Source organism: Stenotrophomonas sp. CC22-02 (assembly GCF_004365115.1).
Taxonomy (GTDB): Bacteria; Pseudomonadota; Gammaproteobacteria; order Xanthomonadales; family Xanthomonadaceae; genus Stenotrophomonas; species Stenotrophomonas forensis.
In genome coordinates, this window is the sequence record NZ_SOCO01000001.1 from 1,401,890 (window position 1) to 1,419,510 (window position 17,621).

General features: G+C 65.1%; 18 protein-coding genes, 1 tRNA gene and 1 pseudogene. 7 read left to right on the forward strand and 13 right to left on the reverse strand.

From position 1 onward, the window contains the following. Positions 1–79: 79 nt before the first annotated feature. Positions 80–1,084, forward strand: a complete 1,005-nt coding sequence (locus N440_RS06655) for an aminoglycoside phosphotransferase family protein (RefSeq protein ID WP_133934490.1) — start codon at positions 80–82, stop codon at positions 1,082–1,084. A gap of 76 nt (positions 1,085–1,160) precedes the next feature. Here N440_RS06655 and N440_RS06660 read toward each other — a convergent pair whose 3' ends face one another. The 7 genes from N440_RS06660 to N440_RS06690 all read right to left on the reverse strand — a co-directional run bounded on the left by N440_RS06660 (position 1,161) and on the right by N440_RS06690 (position 7,789). Then, positions 1,161–2,048, reverse strand: coding sequence for a DMT family transporter (locus N440_RS06660; protein ID WP_133935986.1), 888 nt, complete (start codon positions 2,046–2,048; stop codon positions 1,161–1,163). 32 nt (positions 2,049–2,080) lie between these two features. Next, positions 2,081–3,142, reverse strand: coding sequence for a UDP-N-acetylmuramate dehydrogenase (gene murB / locus N440_RS06665; RefSeq protein ID WP_133934491.1), 1,062 nt, complete (start codon positions 3,140–3,142; stop codon positions 2,081–2,083). 8 nt (positions 3,143–3,150) lie between these two features. Next, the gene (locus tag N440_RS06670; protein ID WP_133934492.1) at positions 3,151–4,206 is read right to left on the reverse strand and encodes a quinone-dependent dihydroorotate dehydrogenase; all 1,056 of its coding nucleotides are present in this window, start codon (positions 4,204–4,206) and stop codon (positions 3,151–3,153) included. Between the two features lie 8 nt (positions 4,207–4,214). Beyond that, positions 4,215–4,985, reverse strand: a complete 771-nt coding sequence (locus tag N440_RS06675) for a class I SAM-dependent methyltransferase (protein ID WP_133934493.1) — start codon at positions 4,983–4,985, stop codon at positions 4,215–4,217. A 5-nt stretch (positions 4,986–4,990) separates the two neighbouring features. After that, the gene (locus N440_RS06680; protein WP_006435840.1) at positions 4,991–5,275 is read right to left on the reverse strand and encodes a DUF4190 domain-containing protein; all 285 of its coding nucleotides are present in this window, start codon (positions 5,273–5,275) and stop codon (positions 4,991–4,993) included. A gap of 178 nt (positions 5,276–5,453) precedes the next feature. Further along, positions 5,454–6,257: an SDR family oxidoreductase gene (locus N440_RS06685; protein ID WP_208322781.1), complete on the reverse strand. Its 804-nt coding sequence runs from the start codon at positions 6,255–6,257 to the stop codon at positions 5,454–5,456. Beyond that, positions 6,257–7,789, reverse strand: a complete 1,533-nt coding sequence (locus N440_RS06690; protein WP_053510056.1) for an aldehyde dehydrogenase family protein — start codon at positions 7,787–7,789, stop codon at positions 6,257–6,259. Before N440_RS06690 ends, N440_RS06685 begins: the two co-directional genes overlap by 1 nt. A gap of 183 nt (positions 7,790–7,972) precedes the next feature. Between N440_RS06690 and N440_RS06695 the strand changes: the two genes are divergently transcribed. Next, positions 7,973–8,049 (forward strand) — tRNA-Arg (locus N440_RS06695). A 93-nt stretch (positions 8,050–8,142) separates the two neighbouring features. On the opposite strand, the gene N440_RS20430 is transcribed toward N440_RS06695, so the two are convergent. After that, positions 8,143–8,778 carry a hypothetical protein gene (locus N440_RS20430; RefSeq protein WP_243831293.1) on the reverse strand — a complete coding sequence of 212 codons (636 nt, stop codon included), beginning with the start codon at positions 8,776–8,778 and terminating at the stop codon, positions 8,143–8,145. Positions 8,779–9,054: 276 nt separating this feature from the next. Here N440_RS20430 and N440_RS20325 point away from each other — a divergent pair, with 276 nt between their 5' ends. After that, positions 9,055–9,201, forward strand: a complete 147-nt coding sequence (locus tag N440_RS20325) for a hypothetical protein (protein ID WP_166671538.1) — start codon at positions 9,055–9,057, stop codon at positions 9,199–9,201. 9 nt (positions 9,202–9,210) lie between these two features. On the opposite strand, the gene N440_RS06710 is transcribed toward N440_RS20325, so the two are convergent. After that, complete coding sequence (locus tag N440_RS06710; RefSeq protein ID WP_166671539.1) at positions 9,211–10,302, reverse strand: acyltransferase; 1,092 nt, start codon at positions 10,300–10,302, stop codon at positions 9,211–9,213. 351 nt (positions 10,303–10,653) lie between these two features. On the opposite strand from N440_RS06710, the pseudogene N440_RS20435 reads away from it, so the two are divergent. After that, a pseudogene (locus N440_RS20435) lies at positions 10,654–11,091 on the forward strand (hypothetical protein). A 285-nt stretch (positions 11,092–11,376) separates the two neighbouring features. Here N440_RS20435 and N440_RS06720 read toward each other — a convergent pair. The 3 genes from N440_RS06720 to N440_RS06730 all read right to left on the reverse strand — a co-directional run bounded on the left by N440_RS06720 (position 11,377) and on the right by N440_RS06730 (position 14,169). Further along, positions 11,377–11,838 carry a hypothetical protein gene (locus N440_RS06720; RefSeq protein ID WP_133934496.1) on the reverse strand — a complete coding sequence of 154 codons (462 nt, stop codon included), beginning with the start codon at positions 11,836–11,838 and terminating at the stop codon, positions 11,377–11,379. Continuing rightward, positions 11,835–12,719 (reverse strand): hypothetical protein, encoded by an 885-nt coding sequence (locus tag N440_RS06725; RefSeq protein ID WP_133934497.1) that lies wholly within the window; start codon positions 12,717–12,719, stop codon positions 11,835–11,837. Before N440_RS06725 ends, N440_RS06720 begins: the two co-directional genes overlap by 4 nt. Before the next feature lie 559 nt (positions 12,720–13,278). Then, positions 13,279–14,169: a dihydrodipicolinate synthase family protein gene (locus N440_RS06730; RefSeq protein WP_133934498.1), complete on the reverse strand. Its 891-nt coding sequence runs from the start codon at positions 14,167–14,169 to the stop codon at positions 13,279–13,281. A 163-nt stretch (positions 14,170–14,332) separates the two neighbouring features. On the opposite strand from N440_RS06730, the gene N440_RS06735 reads away from it, so the two are divergent. Both N440_RS06735 and N440_RS06740 read left to right on the forward strand, forming a co-directional pair. Further along, on the forward strand, positions 14,333–14,797 hold the full coding sequence (locus N440_RS06735) for a GNAT family N-acetyltransferase (protein ID WP_133934499.1): 465 nt from the start codon (positions 14,333–14,335) through the stop codon (positions 14,795–14,797). Between the two features lie 97 nt (positions 14,798–14,894). Then, positions 14,895–15,788: a helix-turn-helix domain-containing protein gene (locus N440_RS06740; RefSeq protein ID WP_133935989.1), complete on the forward strand. Its 894-nt coding sequence runs from the start codon at positions 14,895–14,897 to the stop codon at positions 15,786–15,788. On the opposite strand, the gene N440_RS06745 is transcribed toward N440_RS06740, so the two are convergent. Then, complete coding sequence (locus N440_RS06745; protein WP_133934500.1) at positions 15,736–16,566, reverse strand: universal stress protein; 831 nt, start codon at positions 16,564–16,566, stop codon at positions 15,736–15,738. The two genes, N440_RS06740 and N440_RS06745, sit on opposite strands and share 53 nt — an antisense overlap. Positions 16,567–16,734: 168 nt before the next feature. Between N440_RS06745 and N440_RS06750 the strand changes: the two genes are divergently transcribed. Beyond that, a complete protein-coding gene (locus tag N440_RS06750; protein WP_133934501.1) occupies positions 16,735–17,298 on the forward strand; it encodes a TetR/AcrR family transcriptional regulator in 564 nt (187 codons plus the stop codon). Positions 17,299–17,621 lie beyond the last annotated feature (323 nt).

Below are 17,621 nucleotides of genomic sequence, written 5' to 3' on the forward strand. Positions count from 1 at the left end.
GATGTTGTGACGGACATGTCTGTGTCGCAGCGAACGCATCTGCGATAGTAGCGGCAGGTAATACTTTCCGTTTGCATCCATGTCATTCGCTTCGGCGCAGCATCTCGGCGAAGTCCTGCAGCAGTCCTATGCCATCACGGCGAACGCAGTGGTGCCGCGCCCGGTGGGCGCCGATGCCAGCGCCAGCGTGTATCGCGTCGATGCGCGGCGCGGGCAATGGTGGTTGAAGTGCCGCACCTACCAGGTCGATCCGGCAGTCTGGGACAGCCTGCACTGGCTGCGCGGCACCCTGGGTATCGAGGAGATCGTCGCGCCCTGGCCGGCGTTGACGGGGGGCGCGTCGGTACAGCGCTGGGGGCTGCAGTTCACCTTGTTCCCCTACATCGAGGGGCAGTCCGGCTTCGAGGCGGCACTGAGCCGCACGCAGTGGAAGCGACTGGGCGAAGTGCTGCGACGCCTGCACGCGGCGCAGCTGCCAGCGGAGCTGCAGCAGGCGTTGCCCACCGTGCGGATGGAAACCGCCGCACTGGAAACGGTGGGGCAGTGGCTGGTGGGTGAAGGGCTGGCGGTAGCGCAGGATGGGCTGGGCCGCGCATTCGCTTCGGTCTGGGATCAGCAGCATGCGCGCATCGCGGCGCTGCATGCGAGCGCGCTGGAGCTGCACGCCGCATTGAAGGATGCACCGGTCGATCTGCACCTGTGCCACACCGACCTGCATGCCGGCAATCTACTGATGGGGAGCGATGGCGGCCTGCATCTGATCGATTGGGATGGCCTGTCGCTGGCGCCACGCGAGCGCGACCTGATGTTCATCGGTGGCGCTGTGGGCGGGCGTTGGGGTCGCGAGAATCCGCTTGATTTCGCAGCAGGCTATGGCAATGACCTGGGAGATCCGCGCTGGATCGCCTGGTACCGGCATTGGCGCATCCTGCAGGACCTGATCGAGTTCCAGCAGGTCCTGCTGGGCAGCGATGGAGAAGAGCGTTCTCCGCAGTTGCGCCGGCAATCACTGCATTACCTGGGCGAGCAGTTTGCTCCGGGTAATGTGTTCGATGCGGCGGAGCGGGCGTATCGGGCGCTGTAAACGCACGTCACCTGCCATTGATGAGGCTTCGCGCTGCGCGCGATGCCTCGAGCATGGCTCGACGCTACAGGGGGACCTACTCGGCAGGTTTGGCTGCGGCGGAGGCGGCCGCACTGGCGGCACGGCGCGACAGCACCGCTTCGCGGTGGGCGATGTAGGCGTTGGCGGCAAGGATGATGCCGGCGCCGATGATCGTCCAACGGTCCACGCTTTCGTTGAACAGCAGCCAGCCAAACAGCGTCACCAACGGCAGCTGCAGGAAGCTGATCGGGGTCAGTGCCGAGACTTCGCCGAGGCGCAACGCGCGTGTCCACAACAGCTGGCCGATGGTGCCCAGCACGCCGGTGGCCAGCAGCCACAGCCAGGCGGCGCCGGTCGGCCAGACCCAGACGAACAGGGCGGGAACCAGCGACAGCGGCACCCAGAACACGTAGGTGTAGAGCACTACAGTGTCGGCGCTGTCGACGCGGGTCAGCTGCTTGATCTGGATCGCAACCAGCGAACTGAGCAGGGCGGCGGCCACGGCCACCAGGCTGCCGGCGGTGAAGCCGGCGGTACCTGGGCGCACGATCACCAGCACGCCGATGAAGCCGACCACCACCGCCGCCCAGCGACGCACACGCACGGTTTCGCCCAGCCACAGTACCGCCGCAATCGTGACGAACAGCGGGGTGGAGTAGGACAGGGAAACCGCCTGCGCCAGCGGCAGATGGCCCAGCGCCCAGAAGGCGCACAGCATCGAGCCCAGGCCGATCGCGCTGCGCAGGAAATAGCGCGGCAACTGCTGGGTTTTCAGCGGCGCGTGGCCCGGGCGCAGCAGCATCGGCAACAGCGCGAGCAGGCCGAAGGCATTGCGGAAGAACGCCACTTCCTGGGTGGGCACGTAGCGGGTGGCATAGCGGATCGCCACCGCCATCAGGCCGAACGCCATCGTGCTGCCGAGCATCAGCAGCGCCGCCCGCATCGGGGTGGCGCCTGGGGAGAGGGTGGGGGTGTTCACCACTGTGCGCCGAGCAGGCGGGGCTCCGGTTCGATCGGCACGCCGAATTTTTCCAGCACCGAGGCCGAGATGCGGCGCGCCAATGCCAGCAGTTCGGCGCCAGTGGCGTTGCCGTGGTTGACCAGTACCAGCGCATGGCTGGGGGCCACACCGGCATCGCCTTCGCGGAAACCCTTCCAGCCACAGGATTCGATCATCCAGGCCGCCGAGACCTTGCGCTTGCCTTCCTGGTCGGACGGGAACACCGGCAGATCGGGGAAGTGCTGAAGCAGCACATCGACCTGCTCCAGCGGCAGCACCGGGTTCTTGAAGAAGCTGCCGGCGTTGCCGAGCACGTCGGGGTCCGGCAGCTTGCGGCGGCGGATCGCGATCACCGCATTGGCCACGTCCACCGCACCGGGCAGTTCCACGCCCTGCGCCTGCAGTTCCTCGCGGATGCCGGCGTAGTCCATGCGCAGGTCATGCAGCAGCGGCAGCTTCAGTTCGATGGCGGTGATCAGGTAGCGGTCCATCTGCTGCTTGAACACGCTGTCGCGGTACGCGAAGCCGCACTGTTCGTTGTCCAGCCGCACCCAGGCCTGCTCGTGGCAGTCCCAGGCCTCGACGGCCTGGATGAATTCGCCGACCTGCGCGCCATAGGCGCCGATGTTCTGGATCGGCGCGGCACCGGCAGTGCCGGGAATCAGCGCCAGGTTCTCCAGCCCGGACAGGCCTTCCTGCAGCGACCACATCACCAGGCCGTGCCAGGGCACGCCGGCACCGGCACGGATCACCGCATGGTCTGCGCGGTGTTCGAGGAAGCTGATGTCACGGTTGCCGAACACCAGTACGGTGCCGGGCAGGTCGTCGGCGATCAGCACGTTGCTGCCGCTGCCCAACACCAGCAGCGGGCCGTTGGCCACCTCGGGCAGTGCCAGCACGTCCGGCAACAATGTGGGGTCGTGCAGTTCCAGCAGCTGTGCGGCGCTGGCCTGCACGTGGAAGGTGTTCAGCGCCTGCAGCGGTGCATTGCGGGTGAGCGTCCAGCGCAGCGGTGCGGTGCCGTCGGTGGTGTCCATGGGCGCGCTCACAGCGGCGCCACCGCGCCGCGGCTGGGCGCTTCGCGGCGGCGACGGATCGCCTCCACGCACTCGGAAACCAGCGCCGGGCCACGGAAGATCAGGCCACTGTAGCACTGCACCAGCGCGGCACCGGCGGCCATCTTGGCCACCGCATCGGCACCGGACAGGATGCCGCCGACACCGACCAGCGGCACCGATTCGGGCAGGCGCGCGCGCAGACGGCGCAGCACCAGCGTGGACTGCTCCAGCACCGGGGCGCCGGACAGGCCGCCGGCTTCATTGGCCAACGGGTCGCCGGCCACCTTGCTGTGGTCGACGGTGGTGTTGGTGGCGATCACGCCGTCCACCTTCAGTTCGCCCAGCACGCGCGCGGCAGCATCGATGTCGCGCTCGCTCAGGTCCGGTGCCACCTTCACCAGCATCGGTACGCGGTGGCCGTGCCGGGCGGCGAGCGCCTCCTGGCGGTCGCGCAGCTGGCTGACCAGCTGGCGCAGCGCGGTTTCTTCCTGCAGTTCACGCAGGCCGGCGGTGTTGGGCGAGGAGATGTTGACGGTGATGTAGTCCGCCAGTGGGTACACCTTGTCCAGGCAGGCGATGTAGTCATCCACGGCCTGTTCGTTGGGGGTGTCCTTGTTCTTGCCGATGTTGATGCCCAGCAGGCCACGGCGGTTGCGCGCGCGTTCGACGTTGCGCACCAGCGCGTCCACGCCCGCATTGTTGAAGCCCATGCGGTTGATGATCGCGTTGTGTTCCGGCAGGCGGAACAGGCGCGGCTGTGGATTGCCGGCCTGCGGGCGCGGGGTGATGGTGCCGATCTCGACGAAGCCGAAGCCGAGCGCGAACAACGCATCGATGTGCTCGCCGTTCTTGTCCAGGCCGGCGGCCAGGCCGACCGGATTGGGGAAGGTCAGCCCGAACACGGTGCTCGGCAGCGGCGCGATGCGGGCGGCCAGCAGCGGCGTGGTGCCGGTGCGATAAGCCAGGTCCAGTGCGGACAGGCCGAGGCCGTGGGCGCGCTCGGCGTCGAGCGAGAACAGGAAGGGGCGGGCAAGCGAATACATGCGTCGGTTCAGTCCAGCGTGCCGAGGAAGGCTCGGGTTTGATATTCAAAAGCGACCTGGCCGTCGACCGCGTGGGCGGCGAACAGGTCCTGCAGGGCATCGATCATCGGCGCGTGGCGCGTATGACCAGGTTGCGGTGCGTAGGAAGAAGACAACAGGCGACCGCGCAGGGCATCCAGGTCCAGGTACTGCACGTTCGGCAGCTGCACCATGCCGCGCAGCCCGGTGCCGAACCAGGCCTGCATGGTGGCGTCGTCCTGGTAGCGTTCGGCCACCGCGCTGTAGTCGGTGCCGTAGTCCAGCAGCAGCTGCTCGTAGCCGACCAGGAACGGGCTGGCGTCGAGCAGGCGCGAGTTCCAGTAGATCAGCGCCAGTCCACCCGGGTGCAGGATGCGCTGCCACTCGGCGCGCACCGCAACGGTGTCGAACCAGTGGAAGGCCTGCGCGACACTGACCAGATCGATGCTGGCAGCGTCCAGGCCGGTCGCTTCGGCGCGGCCGTCGACCGCGCGGAACTGCGGATACTGCGGTGCCAGCCATGCTTCGGCGGCGCCGCGCATGGCCGCATTCGGTTCAACGGCCACCACCGGATGGCCGGTGGCCAGGAACAGGCGGCTGGAAATGCCGGTGCCGGCACCGATGTCGGCCACCTGCGCCTGATGGCTGACGCCCATCGGGCCGTGCAGCCATTGCAGCAGCGCGGGCGGGTAATCGGGCCGGTAGCGGACGTAGTCGGCGACGCGGCTGCTGAAGCGTTCAGTGCTGTCGGAGGCGGTCATGGCGGTCAGTTCGATACAGCGGCGAGCCAGGCCAGGCCGCCGAAGAACAGGATGAAGACCAGGATCGCAGCGATCACCGCGCCGACCATCACCCAGCCCAGCACCAGCCCGGTGACGGCCAGGCCGTCACCTTCAAGTTCAAGCGGGCGGCGGCGGATCTCGGCGCGGGCCATGTGGCCGGTGACGATGGCGACGATGCTGGCCACGAAGGGCAGGACGGTCCAGCTGGCGATGCCCATGACCAGGCTGACCACGGCCAGGGCGCTTGTCTGTCGGGGTGCCACGCTCATCGGGGTCCTCCTTGGCAGTGTGCACATGATAGTGCCTCTGCCCCGGCAATCCCATGCCCGGTGAATGCGATGGCAGGCGTCGGCCTTGGTCGACGAACGGCATTTCAGCCAGGTAGGCGTCGACCTTGGTCGACGAAAGGCATGCCAAACAAGGTTGGCAGCTACCGGGATGCCGGTGTCAGCCCATCAGCACCTGGCCGCCATCCACGTTGAGCACGCTGCCGGTGACCCAGCGCGCCAGCGGCGAGCACAGGAACAGCGCAGCGTCGGCGATCTCGCGCGGGTGGCCGAAGCGGCCGAACGGAATCTTCGCCAGCGTGCCGTGGTACAGCGCGGGATCTTCGCTGCGGCGGCGGTCCCACAGGCCGTCGTCGAACTCGATCGAGCCGGGCGCGATGGCATTGACCCGGATCCGGTCCTTGGCCAGCGCGAGCGCCTGCGAGGTGGTGTAGTGCGAAAGCGCGGCCTTGGCCGCGGCATAGGGCGCGCCACCGGGGCGCGGCTGCTGCGCGGCAATCGAAGACAGATTGAGGATGCAGGCGTCGTCGGACATGCGCAACAACGGCAAGGCCAGCCGCGAGGCCCGCACCGCCGCCATCAGGTCCACCTGCAGGCTGGCCGCCCATCCGTCCTCGTCGTCGGCCATGCCGTAGCCGGTGGCATTGTTGACCAGCACGTCGATGCCACCGAGTGCGTCGGCGGCGGCCTGCAGCCAGCCCTGGATCTGACCGGTGTCGGCCAGGTCGGCGGCGAACGTGTGCAGCGCGACGCCCTGTGCGGTTGCATCGGCGCGCAGCGCGTCCAGGCCGGACTGGCCGCGGGCGCAGACCGAAACCTGCGCACCGGCGCCGGCAAACGCCAGCGCCATTTCACGACCGATGCCCTTGCTGCCACCGGCGATCAGCACGCGGCGGCCGCTGTAATCAAGGATCGGAGCCCCTGCGGGGATCCGATCCGGTGCCGAGGGTGCGGCGTTGTCCATCACAGGTCGAACTTGATGCCCTGGGCCAGCGGCAGCGAATCCGAATAGTTGATGGTGTTGGTCTGGCGGCGCATGTAGACCTTCCACGCATCCGAGCCGGACTCGCGGCCACCGCCGGTGTCCTTCTCGCCACCGAAGGCGCCACCGATTTCCGCACCGGACGTGCCGATGTTGATGTTGGCGATGCCGCAGTCGCTGCCGGCGGCCGACAGGAACTTCTCGGCAGTCTTCAGGTTGGTGGTGAAGATCGAGGACGACAGGCCCTGCGGCACGCCGTTCTGCATGTCGATGGCTTCGTCGAGGCTGTCGTACGGCATCACGTACAGGATCGGCGCGAAGGTCTCATGCTGGACCACGGCGTCGCTGTTCTTCAGGCCCGAGACAATCGCCGGCAGGACGAAGTTGCCGGCACGGTCGATGCGGGTGCCACCGGTTTCGATGGTGCCGCCAGCGGCCTTGGCCTGGGCGATGGCATCGAGGAACTGCTGCACGGCGCCGTCGCTGTTCAGCGGGCCCATCAGGTTGGCGGCGTCGGTCGGGTCGCCGATCTTGCCTTCCACCTGCTTGTAGGCCTTGACCAGCGTGGCCAGCACGTCGGCGTAGATCGAGCGGTGCACGATCAGGCGGCGGGTGGTGGTGCAGCGCTGGCCGGCGGTACCGACCGCACCGAACACGATGCCCGGCACGGCCAGCTTCAGGTCGGCGGTTTCGTCCAGGATGATGGCGTTGTTGCCGCCCAGTTCCAGCAGGCAGCGGCCCAGGCGGCGCGCCACCTTCTCGTTGACCGTGCGGCCGACCTGGGTCGAGCCGGTGAAGCTGATCAGCGGCACGCGACGGTCATCGACCATCTTTTCCGACAGCGCGGTACCGGCGTCGTTGATCAGGAAGAAGATGTCCGGGAAGCCGGCTTCGCGCAGCGCGTCGTTGCAGATCTTCAGCGAAGCGATGGCGGTCAGCGGCGTCTTGTTGGACGGCTTCCAGATGCACACGTCGCCACAGATGGCGGCCAGGAACGAATTCCAGCTCCACACCGCGACCGGGAAGTTGAAGGCCGAGATGATGCCGACCAGGCCCAGCGGGTGGTACTGCTCGTACATGCGGTGGCCGGGGCGCTCGGAATGCATGGTGTAGCCGTAGAGCATGCGGCTCTGGCCAACGGCGAAATCGGCGATGTCGATCATCTCCTGCACTTCGCCGTCGCCTTCCGGCTTGCTCTTGCCCATTTCCAGGGCGACCAGCGAACCGAGGGCGTCCTTGTGCTTGCGCAGCGCTTCACCGCACAGGCGAACGGCTTCGCCACGGCGCGGGGCCGGGGTGGTGCGCCAGACCTTGAAAGCTTCCTGGGCGCGGGCGACGACGGTGTCGTACTCGGCCTCAGTCGTCGCGCGGACCTGCGCGATCGGCTCGCCGGTGGTCGGGTTGACCGGGGTGATCAGCTCACCGCTGGTCGCGCTCGACCACTCCCCGTTGCCCAGGTACGTGCCAGCGTTGATCGCGTCCAGGCCAAGGGACTTGAGCAGCTCGGAAGACATGCAGACTCCTGTGTTTCGTTACGTTGTTTGGCGCCATCGCGGGCAGGTGGGGGACGCGATGAACTGAATCGCCGATGGTAGCAGAGCGACCCGCGCGGCCATGGTGCAACGCGCCAGCGAAGCCAGCCGGAACATGAATGCTTGGAGGGCAGGGCGTGTTGCCTGTAAACTTCCCGGCTGCATGGCCCCGTAGCTCAGCTGGATAGAGCGTCCCCCTCCTAAGGGGAAGGTCGCCCGTTCGAATCGGGCCGGGGTCACCAAATTCAACGACTTGGGCTGTATCGGTGGTGCGTATTTCCCACTGTTTCCCGCATATCCACAGGGTTTGGTCCCAGTGGTCCCAGCGACCAGACTCAGTACTTGAGCTTCGCCATCGCGCCGTCGTCGCGCACAGGCGTTAGTTGGGCGCAGAACGTGTGCCGTAGCCGGTGGAGGCTGCCACCGATTCCCGCACGCTTGGCATCCGAGGCGAACCAGTCTGACAGCGTGTCCCTGTGCACGGCCACCAGCGGATCGGGTAAGTGGCGAAGCGCCCAGCGCGCATACCGGTTCAGCGGTACCTCGCGCCACTTGCCCGACTTCGTACGGCCCTGGCCGTCTTCGTCCGGATCGCTCTCGACCCTGAGCCTGCTCCCGGCGACCGAATCCTTGCCCAGTCCAACCAGCTCGCCGCGGCGCAGCCCCGTGTGGGCCATGAACAACCACAGGGGTGCCCGGGTGGGATTCGCCCGGTACAGCTTACGCATCGCCGTCCGGTCGTAGAACCGCACCGCCACGCTACGGACCCCGCGGGGTGCCTGGGTTTCCTCCAGCGGGTTGAAGTCCAGTTCCTTCCACTGCACGCCACGCCGAAACGCGACCTGCAGTCTGCGCACTTCCTTCCCCACAGTCTCCGGTGACACCTTGTCCTTGGTCAGGCGGTCCGTCTTGTAGGAATCCCTTTCCATCGGGTGCAGCGTGTCGATGGGCCGATGGCCGAAGCGGGCCATAAACAGCCGGACCTCGCTCTTGGCCTTGCCGTGCGTAGTGGGTGGATACGATCCTCGCGGCCTTCCACAGAGTTGGTAGGCGTCGGGCGTGACAAACCCTTCAACCACAGCGCCATGGCCTTCGTCTCGCCATGCCCGAACTGCCAAGGCTGGATGACCTGATCAGGCTGCCGCCACATCCTGGATCCATTCGCCCATGGATTCATCTGCCACGATAGCTGGGGCCCGCAGGAGGAAAAGTGGGATGAACTGGCAGAAGTCCGCAACGAGGACGGAGTGGTGACGCAGGAGGCACGCCGGGAGTTGGTGCAGCCCGCTCGTCCGGCCGGCGATCTTTACAGCTTCCGGCGGGACGGCCTGCACTCCTTCATCCTGCGTGGCCTGATCGCTCGCATGGAAGAAATCGACGCCAGGATCGCCTGAGCCGCGATGTTAGGAATCGGTGGCCCTCGCAGGAATGGGTGGTGTCGATCGCGCATGTGCCGATCGCTGGAATCTAAGCTCTACGAAGCGATAGGACAGGTCAGAGAGTAGGGCGATCATGGTAACGGTAATGACCATTGCCAATGCGACATTTCCGAAGGTGACGTCGGTGCCGATGGTTCTGGTCAGGATCTCGCGCACCACCAAAATTGAAGGAAGGTGGCAGAGGTAGATCGAATACGATCTTTCACCAATCCAACGGGCCAGCCCACTGAGTCGTCCGGAGTAGCTGTTGCCAGACAGAGCTGAGAATAAGCAGAGCGCACCACCCATGGAAATGGCTGGAACGACGAAAGGTTGCGGGAGGCTAACCGGCGCAATGAGGGTCACCGCCACCCCAATGAGAAGTAGCAAGCGGTTGACCACCGGACGCAGGTTGAACTGCTTTTCCTCTGTGGTCATTGCTATAAGCGCGCCGAGAACGAATGCAAGCGGTCGAAAGGCCCAGAAGAAGGACCAGGACGGAGCGGGGAAGGCGGACATCACCACAGCGACTCCCAGTAGGCCGAGCACCGCAACCCGCTTCCCCATGAAGAGCATGGCAACAGAAAGGACAGCGTAGAACTGCCATTCGGCTGACAGCGACCAAGTCACCCCGTTGAAGTCCGGATTCCCGCAGACGACGAGGTCAGGTATGCACATGACGTAATACAGGTTCGACCAACCCGTTAAGCCCGCAATACCGCTCTTGATGATTGGCCATGGATCACCATTAGGGGCGGTCGTAAGTACGAAAGCCAATGCAATAGACACAATCACCCAGAGCAGACATGCCGGATAGAGCCTTTGGAAACGACGGACGGCAAAGCTTCCGAGAGCAGACGATTTGGTGTCAGCACGCTGCATATCGCGAGAAAAAGTCCGGTAGATCAGGTAGCCAGAGATCGCGAAGAAAACGTCGACGCCGGCCCAGAACGAGACATGCTCGAACATCCCTTGATACCAATCTGGAGTTGGAAGGCGGCTGCGATAGTGCTGCAGGACCACCATCACGATGGCAACCGCTCGTAGCACCTGGATGTCTTCGTTCTTTCTGTTCACAGCTCGAGCCCCCCAAAGAGGCGGCATTCTCCCATGGCCCGGAATTGGTGCCTATCCGGCAGAGCCCAGCGGCGTGTTGACCGAGCGGCTGAGGCGACAGAACTCCCTGGCCGTAGGGTAGCCCTGCACCATGCTCGGGGTATGTGGGGGCCGTCCAGCCTGACAGGGCCATGCAGCCCGATGGTGCCGGCCGGCCATGGCGGTCATCCTGACTTTGCCGGATCCGGGGCCGCAGGCAGCTCAACCCGGGGGGCGCGTGAGCAGCGCCGCGTCGGCACCGATTCCGAACGATTCAGACAGATGGCCGCCGCGTTCGCAGCATCTGCGACGGCCAGTCGTATCCTTTCGGCCATGTATTCCTCCCACGGCTTCCGGACTGCCCCGATTTCCTCTGGCTGGGTCCAGGCCGGCGAGCTGTGGGCGCTCTGGTACCACGGCCGGGGAACGGCGAACGTCACGTTCGATGGCGGTCCTGGCGTCCGGCAGGCGAAGCGCTACGCAGAGCGCTGGTGCGCGGCCAGGCTCTGTCCCTATCTGCCCCTTCGTGAGGTCGTCGCTCGCTGACCGACAGCACCCCGATCCAGCCCCCGCCACCACTGCCTGGCCTGCCGCCGACCCGCGAGCAGCAGCAACAGGCTCTGCGCCTGGCCGAGGCCGGAGAAGGAGGTCGAGCGGATCAAGGCGGCGCTGGAGCCGCGCAAGCCGCCGGCAGAGACCAAGCCCCGCCCGAAGGACGCGCGCAAGGCGTGGGTGAGGGCAGGGCTGCAGCAGATGCAGCGAGGCGCTTGAGGCAAATGGGCACAGCCTGGTCACAGTCGCGCCGCAAGTTGTTGAATCAAAAGGCCGTGCAATCCCCCTCCTAAGGGGAAGGTCGCCCGTTCGAATCGGGCCGGGGTCACCATGTTTGCCGGGTCACCATGTTTGCCGCCAAGTGTGCTGTCAAGGCGATCAGGACGCAGAAGATGGTGATTCCATGCGCGTCCATGTGTGATGGTCCAGGGCGAAACTGACTGGGTTGGATCGCGATTGATCCAACCCAGCGTTGTAGTTCAGATGGATCTCAATACAGAGCCGTCACTTTCTGGTCCACTTTCCTACAGTGACCCTTCCGGTGTAGTCCTTGCCGTCTCGCTCGTTCTCACGGGCATTGCCGCCCTTGCGATCTCGACCATCAGCACTTGATCCATCGTATGGCCCGCCCGACTTGCCTGAGCCGCCGCCGCCGCCGCGGGGGTTGCCCTGCTCAAGCGGCTTGATGGGGCCGCCTTCAAAGTTGCGACCATCGGTCTTCGTGTAAGAAACGCAATTGCTACCGCTGCAGATGGTGATTACGTTGCCGTGGGTCATGGCTGTGAATGCAGGGCTGCTATGTATGTACGCAAGTGTTGCGGCATCAGGCAGGGGAGTTTGAAGCAGGCATTCACGGCAGGTGAATGGGCCGAATCGAGACACCATTGGTCCTGCACTTGCGGGCGTGGCTGTTGCTGCTCCGATCAACAGGAACAGGCCGGAAATTGCGGCATTGCGAAGCGTCATGGTGATATCGTCCTTTTGTTATGGGTTGTCATCTGAAAGAATTCCCTTCCTGCTTCGCGCGCCTGCGAAATCTGCTTCGGTGTCAGTTCTCGGGCGATGCTGTTCCTGTAGGAATCGCTGGAGAAGCTCGGGCCGAATTCGCTCAGCGCAAGCTGCAAGGCATATGCCTTTTGGGGGTCGCGAGAGGTGGCGTAGCCAGCCATGTATATGTTTGAAAGCTGTGCGAGTGCGTCGATACTCCCTTTTTGAATGGCCTCATGAAGGTACGAAATGGAGTTGCTTTGCCAGGCGCGGAACTCTTCCGATTCCATGTTCGGCGCCGGTCCAAGTACGGCGCTCGGATTGGCTGCATATGCGACCAGGGCTTCGATGGATCCCTGGCGTGCGGCCTTTGACAGCCAGTATCCAGTCCGGGCGGCTTGGCCTGGCAGGATTGATTCGCACTCCAGGAGCTTTCTAAGCACCGTTCTCTGATACTCGGTTGAGGCGCCAATTGACTCGGATTCGGCAAGTTCCTCGGGCGCGCTCGCCTTCAGGTACATCTCACAGTCCATCAGGGCCAGGTAGATGCTGTAGGAAGCTTCAGCGTCGCCTGCTTCAGCTGCTGGCATGAGCGAGTCGATCCACGCGCGCGGGTCGCCCGACGGCCTCAACTCCGGGCTGCGAGCGAATACGAACGAACGGCCTATCTCTCTTCTTGCGTAGGGAGGTAGTGCTACGTCATTGGACTCGGTGGTTTTGTTATGTACCGCTTCTTGCCGGTCAACCACTGCCGCTGGCGAAGGGGAATTGGTCTCACCCTTGCGAAAAGCCAGACCGATGGCGGTTGATCCAATGAGGATTGCGACAACTGCTAATCCTGACAGCGTGGATGACTTCATGTTTTCTCCATTCTTCTACCGCCACCACTTCGACAGTCCACGTCAGCCCACATCCACCTGCACCAACAAGCTCCTGCTAACGACTGATCGCTTGATTCCCCCCAGTGGATACTGGTTTTGTTTAAATTGCGTTCATAATTTGGCCGTCTCTGCTTGATTGCACGGCTATCGAGGTTTCCGCTCTGCGCCCATGCCCGTGGCTGATTGCAGCTGGGCGAAAGTTGTGTGCTGTGGGAAGCGGCCGGTAGTTCTTCACTATCGCGTCTGCCAAAGACGGCGGCGCATGAGACCTCCGGAATGCTTGGAAGATGAGAGAGGCCGAGGGCGTGCGGGCCGTGCGCCTGCCCCAGGTCAAGCGCCAGGCCGAACTGTGGTCTGCGGTCAGGCGCAATCAGGATTGCTTCTGCACGCTGCAGTGGTGCGGTGACTGGTTGCCAGGGGTGACCACTCGAAACCATTGATGCCACTGGCGCCGTCGTCCTGCTCGGGGAACGGTCGCTCATGCCAATCGAGCCGGCGTGATCACCTGCAGGGCTGCTTTCGCACACGTTTCCCGCGTCTAGCGCAGCCCCAACCCTTCCAGCACCTCGGCCACCTGCGCCCGGTCATTGCCCTGCAGCCCAAGCAGCGGTCGCGGCAGGCAGTCGTCGTTACACAGGCCCATCAGCGCGGCAGCGCATGCCATCACGCGAATGCCGCCGAAGCGATCGTACAGCGCCCAGAGCGGTGCCAATTGCGCAGAGGCCGCTTCGGCCGAGGCCATGTCACCGCTGCGCGCTGCCTGGGTGATCCGCAGCGCTACCTCGGGGAACAGGCCAGCGATTACCGAGTACCAGCCATCACAGCCCGCGGCCAGTCCGCGCACGGCGGCGGCGTCACCACTGATCCCCAGCGTGACATGCGCAGGAAGGTGGGCGCGCAACGTTGCGACCCTTGCTGCGGCTTCCACCGGATTGTCGGAGAGGCGGGGGATCTTGATCGAGCCGATGTTGGGCAGCGCGGCGATCCGCCCATGCAGTTCATCGGAGAAGTGGAAGCGGGTGGTGCCGGGATTGTCGTAAACGCAGATCGGGGTGCGCACCGCCATGCACACCGATTCGAAGAGGGTGTAGACCTCATGTTCCTTCAACGGCTGGTAGGACACCGGGGCCAGCAGCAGGCCGGCAGCGCCGGCATCTTCGGCATCCCTGGCCAGCTCCAGCACGTCGCGGGTGCGCAGGGCGCCGACGCCGACGATCACCGGTACGCCGCCGGCATGGGCGAGGGCTTGGCGCAGCACGCGCTTGCGCTCTGCTTTCTCCAGATAGGCATAGCTGCCGGTGGAGCCAAGAATGCCCATCGAGTCCACCCCGGATGCGGCCAGGCGCTCGACCAGTGCGGCAAAAGCGCGCGTGTCGATGTCATCCCCACCAAGCGGAGTAAGCGGAAACGCGCTGAGACCTTTGAACATGGGATACCCGGGAATGTGAAAGAGACGGGCTGCCGTCGGGCGGCGGACGTGTGGATACCCGGAATTGTTTATTGTCCTAGGACAAAATTCAAGCGCTGCGGCGTGGCGTGACTGCGCGTTCCAGGACGCCCACAATGGATAGCCACGTCATGCCCGTATCGCCATGCCCATGCAGCTGCAGCCGGTCCAGCCTTCGCACTACGCGCGCATCGCCCGTTGGCTCGATTCGGTCGCAGCGACGCAGCGCTGGGCCGGCCCGGGTGTTGCATTCCCTGTACCGGCCGGAGCGTTCGCGCAGGTGCTTGGGCTGGGCACTCGTCCGGGGCGAGTGCTGCTGGACGGGCAGGGCGACTGCGTAGGCTTCGGCCAATACTGGTTGAGCGAACCTGGCACCGCCCATCTGGGCCGGATCATCGTTACGCCCCAGGCACGGGGGCGCGGGCTGGGCCGCGTGCTGATGCAGCTGCTGGGCGCCGAGGCCCTGCAATCACCGGGCGTACAGCGCCTGACCCTGCGGGTCTATCGGGACAATGCCGCGGCGATAGCCCTGTATCGGGACCTCGGATTCCAGCCCGTGGACGGTGCCTCGACGCCCGACTTGCTGTTCATGCAGCGCGGTGGCGGATGACGGGCGCAACGTACCGGACCTTGATGCCTTCGGTACTTTTCACAACAGGCTGACCGGGCCCCGTATGCTGGGTGCCGGAATCCAGCCGGATCCGCTCATGGACCGCATACCCCAGCTTCTGGATCAGGACGAATCCACGCGCCTGGAGGTCAGCACGCTGGCCGAGGGCCAGGGCGTCCCGCTGTCGTTCGGGCACGCCCGCCTGGCGCTGCTGGTCTGTGTGTCGGGGCGCGCGCGCTTCGCCCTCAACTTCCGTGAGGTGGCGGTGCAGCGGCACGACGTGCTGGTGCTGGCCGAGGACACGCTGGCGCTGTTGCGGCAGCGTTCGCGCGGCTTCCTTGCGGTGGTCTGCCTGATGCCGAAGGCGGTGGCGTCCGAAGTGGGCTATGTACTGCCCAACGCGCTGTTCAAGTTTCTGCATCAGCAGCCTCATTGCACGCCGTCTCCGCTGGAGGTGCCGTTGCTGCAGGGGTGGCTGCAACAGTTGATGGACGCACACCACACGGGAGGCCGGTACCGGCATGTGATGCTGCGCTCCTTGCTGCAGATCTTCTTTCTCAAATTGGCCACGCTGCTGCCGGCGAAGGGCGCGCCCATGGCGCCGATCAGCCGGCGTGAGCGCCTGGCCTGGAACTTCTGGGAACTGGTCGGCCAGCGCAGCACGCGCCAGCGTGACGTGCAGTCCTACGCCGAAGCGCTGTGCATCACCCCGTTCTATCTGTCACAGCTGACCCGCGAATGCTTTGGCCAAACCCCGAAGGCGTTGATCGACCGTCAGGTGGTGCTGGAGATCAAAGCATGGCTGAGCTACAGCGAGCTGCCGATCGGACGCATCGCCGAGCGCCTGTGCTTCGAGGATGCGTCCTACCTGTGCCGCTATTTCCGGCGGCATACCGGGCAATCGCTGACCGCCTACCGCCGCGCGGGGCAGGGCATCGCTAGTGGGATACGAACAGCGGTGCCGGAACTTCGGCCAGCAGGTTCTCGGTGACTCCACCGAGCACGCGCTCCACCACCCGGCTGCGGCTGTAGGGGCCCAGTACCAGCAGGTCCGCTTCGGCATCGAGGACATGCTGGCGGATGGTTGCGGCAACGCCACCCTGAGTGGAACTGATCGCCTGGATCTCGACCTCGACACCATGCCGGGCCAGGTGCTGGGCCATTTCGGCGCCCGGTGCGGCCTCTGCCTTGGGGGTGTCGACCATCAGCAGGTGCACGGCCTGCGCGCGCGCAAGCAGGGGAAGCGCATCGGCCACCGCGCGGCGTGCCTGCTTGCTGGCATTCCAGGCGACCACGATGCGCTGGCCGACCTGTTCGCCGCGCCAGTGCGGCGGCACCAGCAGCATCGGCACGCCGGTCTGGCGCAGCGTGCCGAGAGGGTGCCAGCCACTGGGTGCACCCGGTGTGTGTGGATAGCCGGCGACGATCAGGTCGCAGTACAGCGAGTGCAGGGACAGATCAGCGCCGCCCAGATAGTCTGAAACGATGCGCAGCTCGGTGCTGATCCGCAGCGGCTCGGCGGTCGCGCGCAGGTTCTGCATCAGCTGTGCGGTGCAGGCGGCATCGGCACGTGCTTCATGGTCGAGTGCCGCGGCAATGCCGGCACCCCGGGCGAAGCCGCTGGCGATGTCGCTGGGATGCTGGGCGGTGGAGACCGCGATCAGGTGGGCCTGCTGGACCTGCGCCAGTCGGGCGGCGATGTTCAGGACCCGGTGCCCGGTGTCGCCGGCATCGAACAGCACGGCAATGTCGCGTAGCGGATGCAGCATGGCGTTGTCTCCTTCGATGCCTGTGACGCGATCCCTGCGTGCACCGACCCGGGTGCACCGGACGCACTGCAGTTGTAGCGCAATCGTGATTCTGATGAATCATTTGTGATTCAGTTCATTAATTTATGATTCATGCTAGCGTGAGGGGGTCTCGAATCCGGTACTTCCATGCGTCCTGCAGCACGTTCCCGCCGCGACCTGCACCATGCCCTCGCAGCCACGCTGGTTAGCCACCCGCGCTGCACGCTCAGCGAACTGGCCAGCGGTGCCGGTATCAGCCGGGCGACGCTGTACCGGTTCGCGCCCACCCGCGAAGCGATCGACGAGGCGTTGTTTGTGGCGGGGTTTGAGCGGCTGGAGGCGGCGGCCACCTGGTTCGACGCGGATGCCGACGCGATGCAGGTGCTGGAGCGGGTGACCGATGTACTGCTGGCCGATTGGGAGCTGGTGACGCTGCTGTTCGCCCGCATGATGGAAGAGCAGCAGCGCCAGGGCGACCTGCATCTGCTGCCCGGGCGCTGGGCGCCGATTGGCGAGCGTTTTGAGGCTTTTTTCCTGCGCGGCCAGAAAGCCGGCGTATTCAATCTCGGATTCACCGCGGTGTGGCTGGCCGACTTCTACTGGACCTGCTTCTACGGCATCACCTGGTCGCTGGCACGTGGTCGGTTGGCGCCGGCGATGGCGTCGTCGACGCTGCTGGCGTCCTTCCTGCAGGGCGCGAAGCAGCCCTGACGCCCCACAGCGCTGCCGAATCTGCGTGGTGTTTTGCCGGAAAGTAGGCGGCGGCTGCCGGAATCGTGCCCGGCCCGAACCTGTGTGCCCGCTATAACTGGACACGTGGAGCTGACGCCAGACTCTGCAAATGTGAATGTGCTCTTCATCACATAATTGTTTGCAATATGTTATGGTCGTCACAGTTATATGTGCCTGACCAACCGGGGACAAGGGACGAAGCAGATCGCCACGGACCCGGCGGAACACGCAGTCATGTGTACCGCCGCACCGGGGAATTCGTTGCTGGTCACCCACTGACCTTCGGCCCGGCAAGGGTCGAC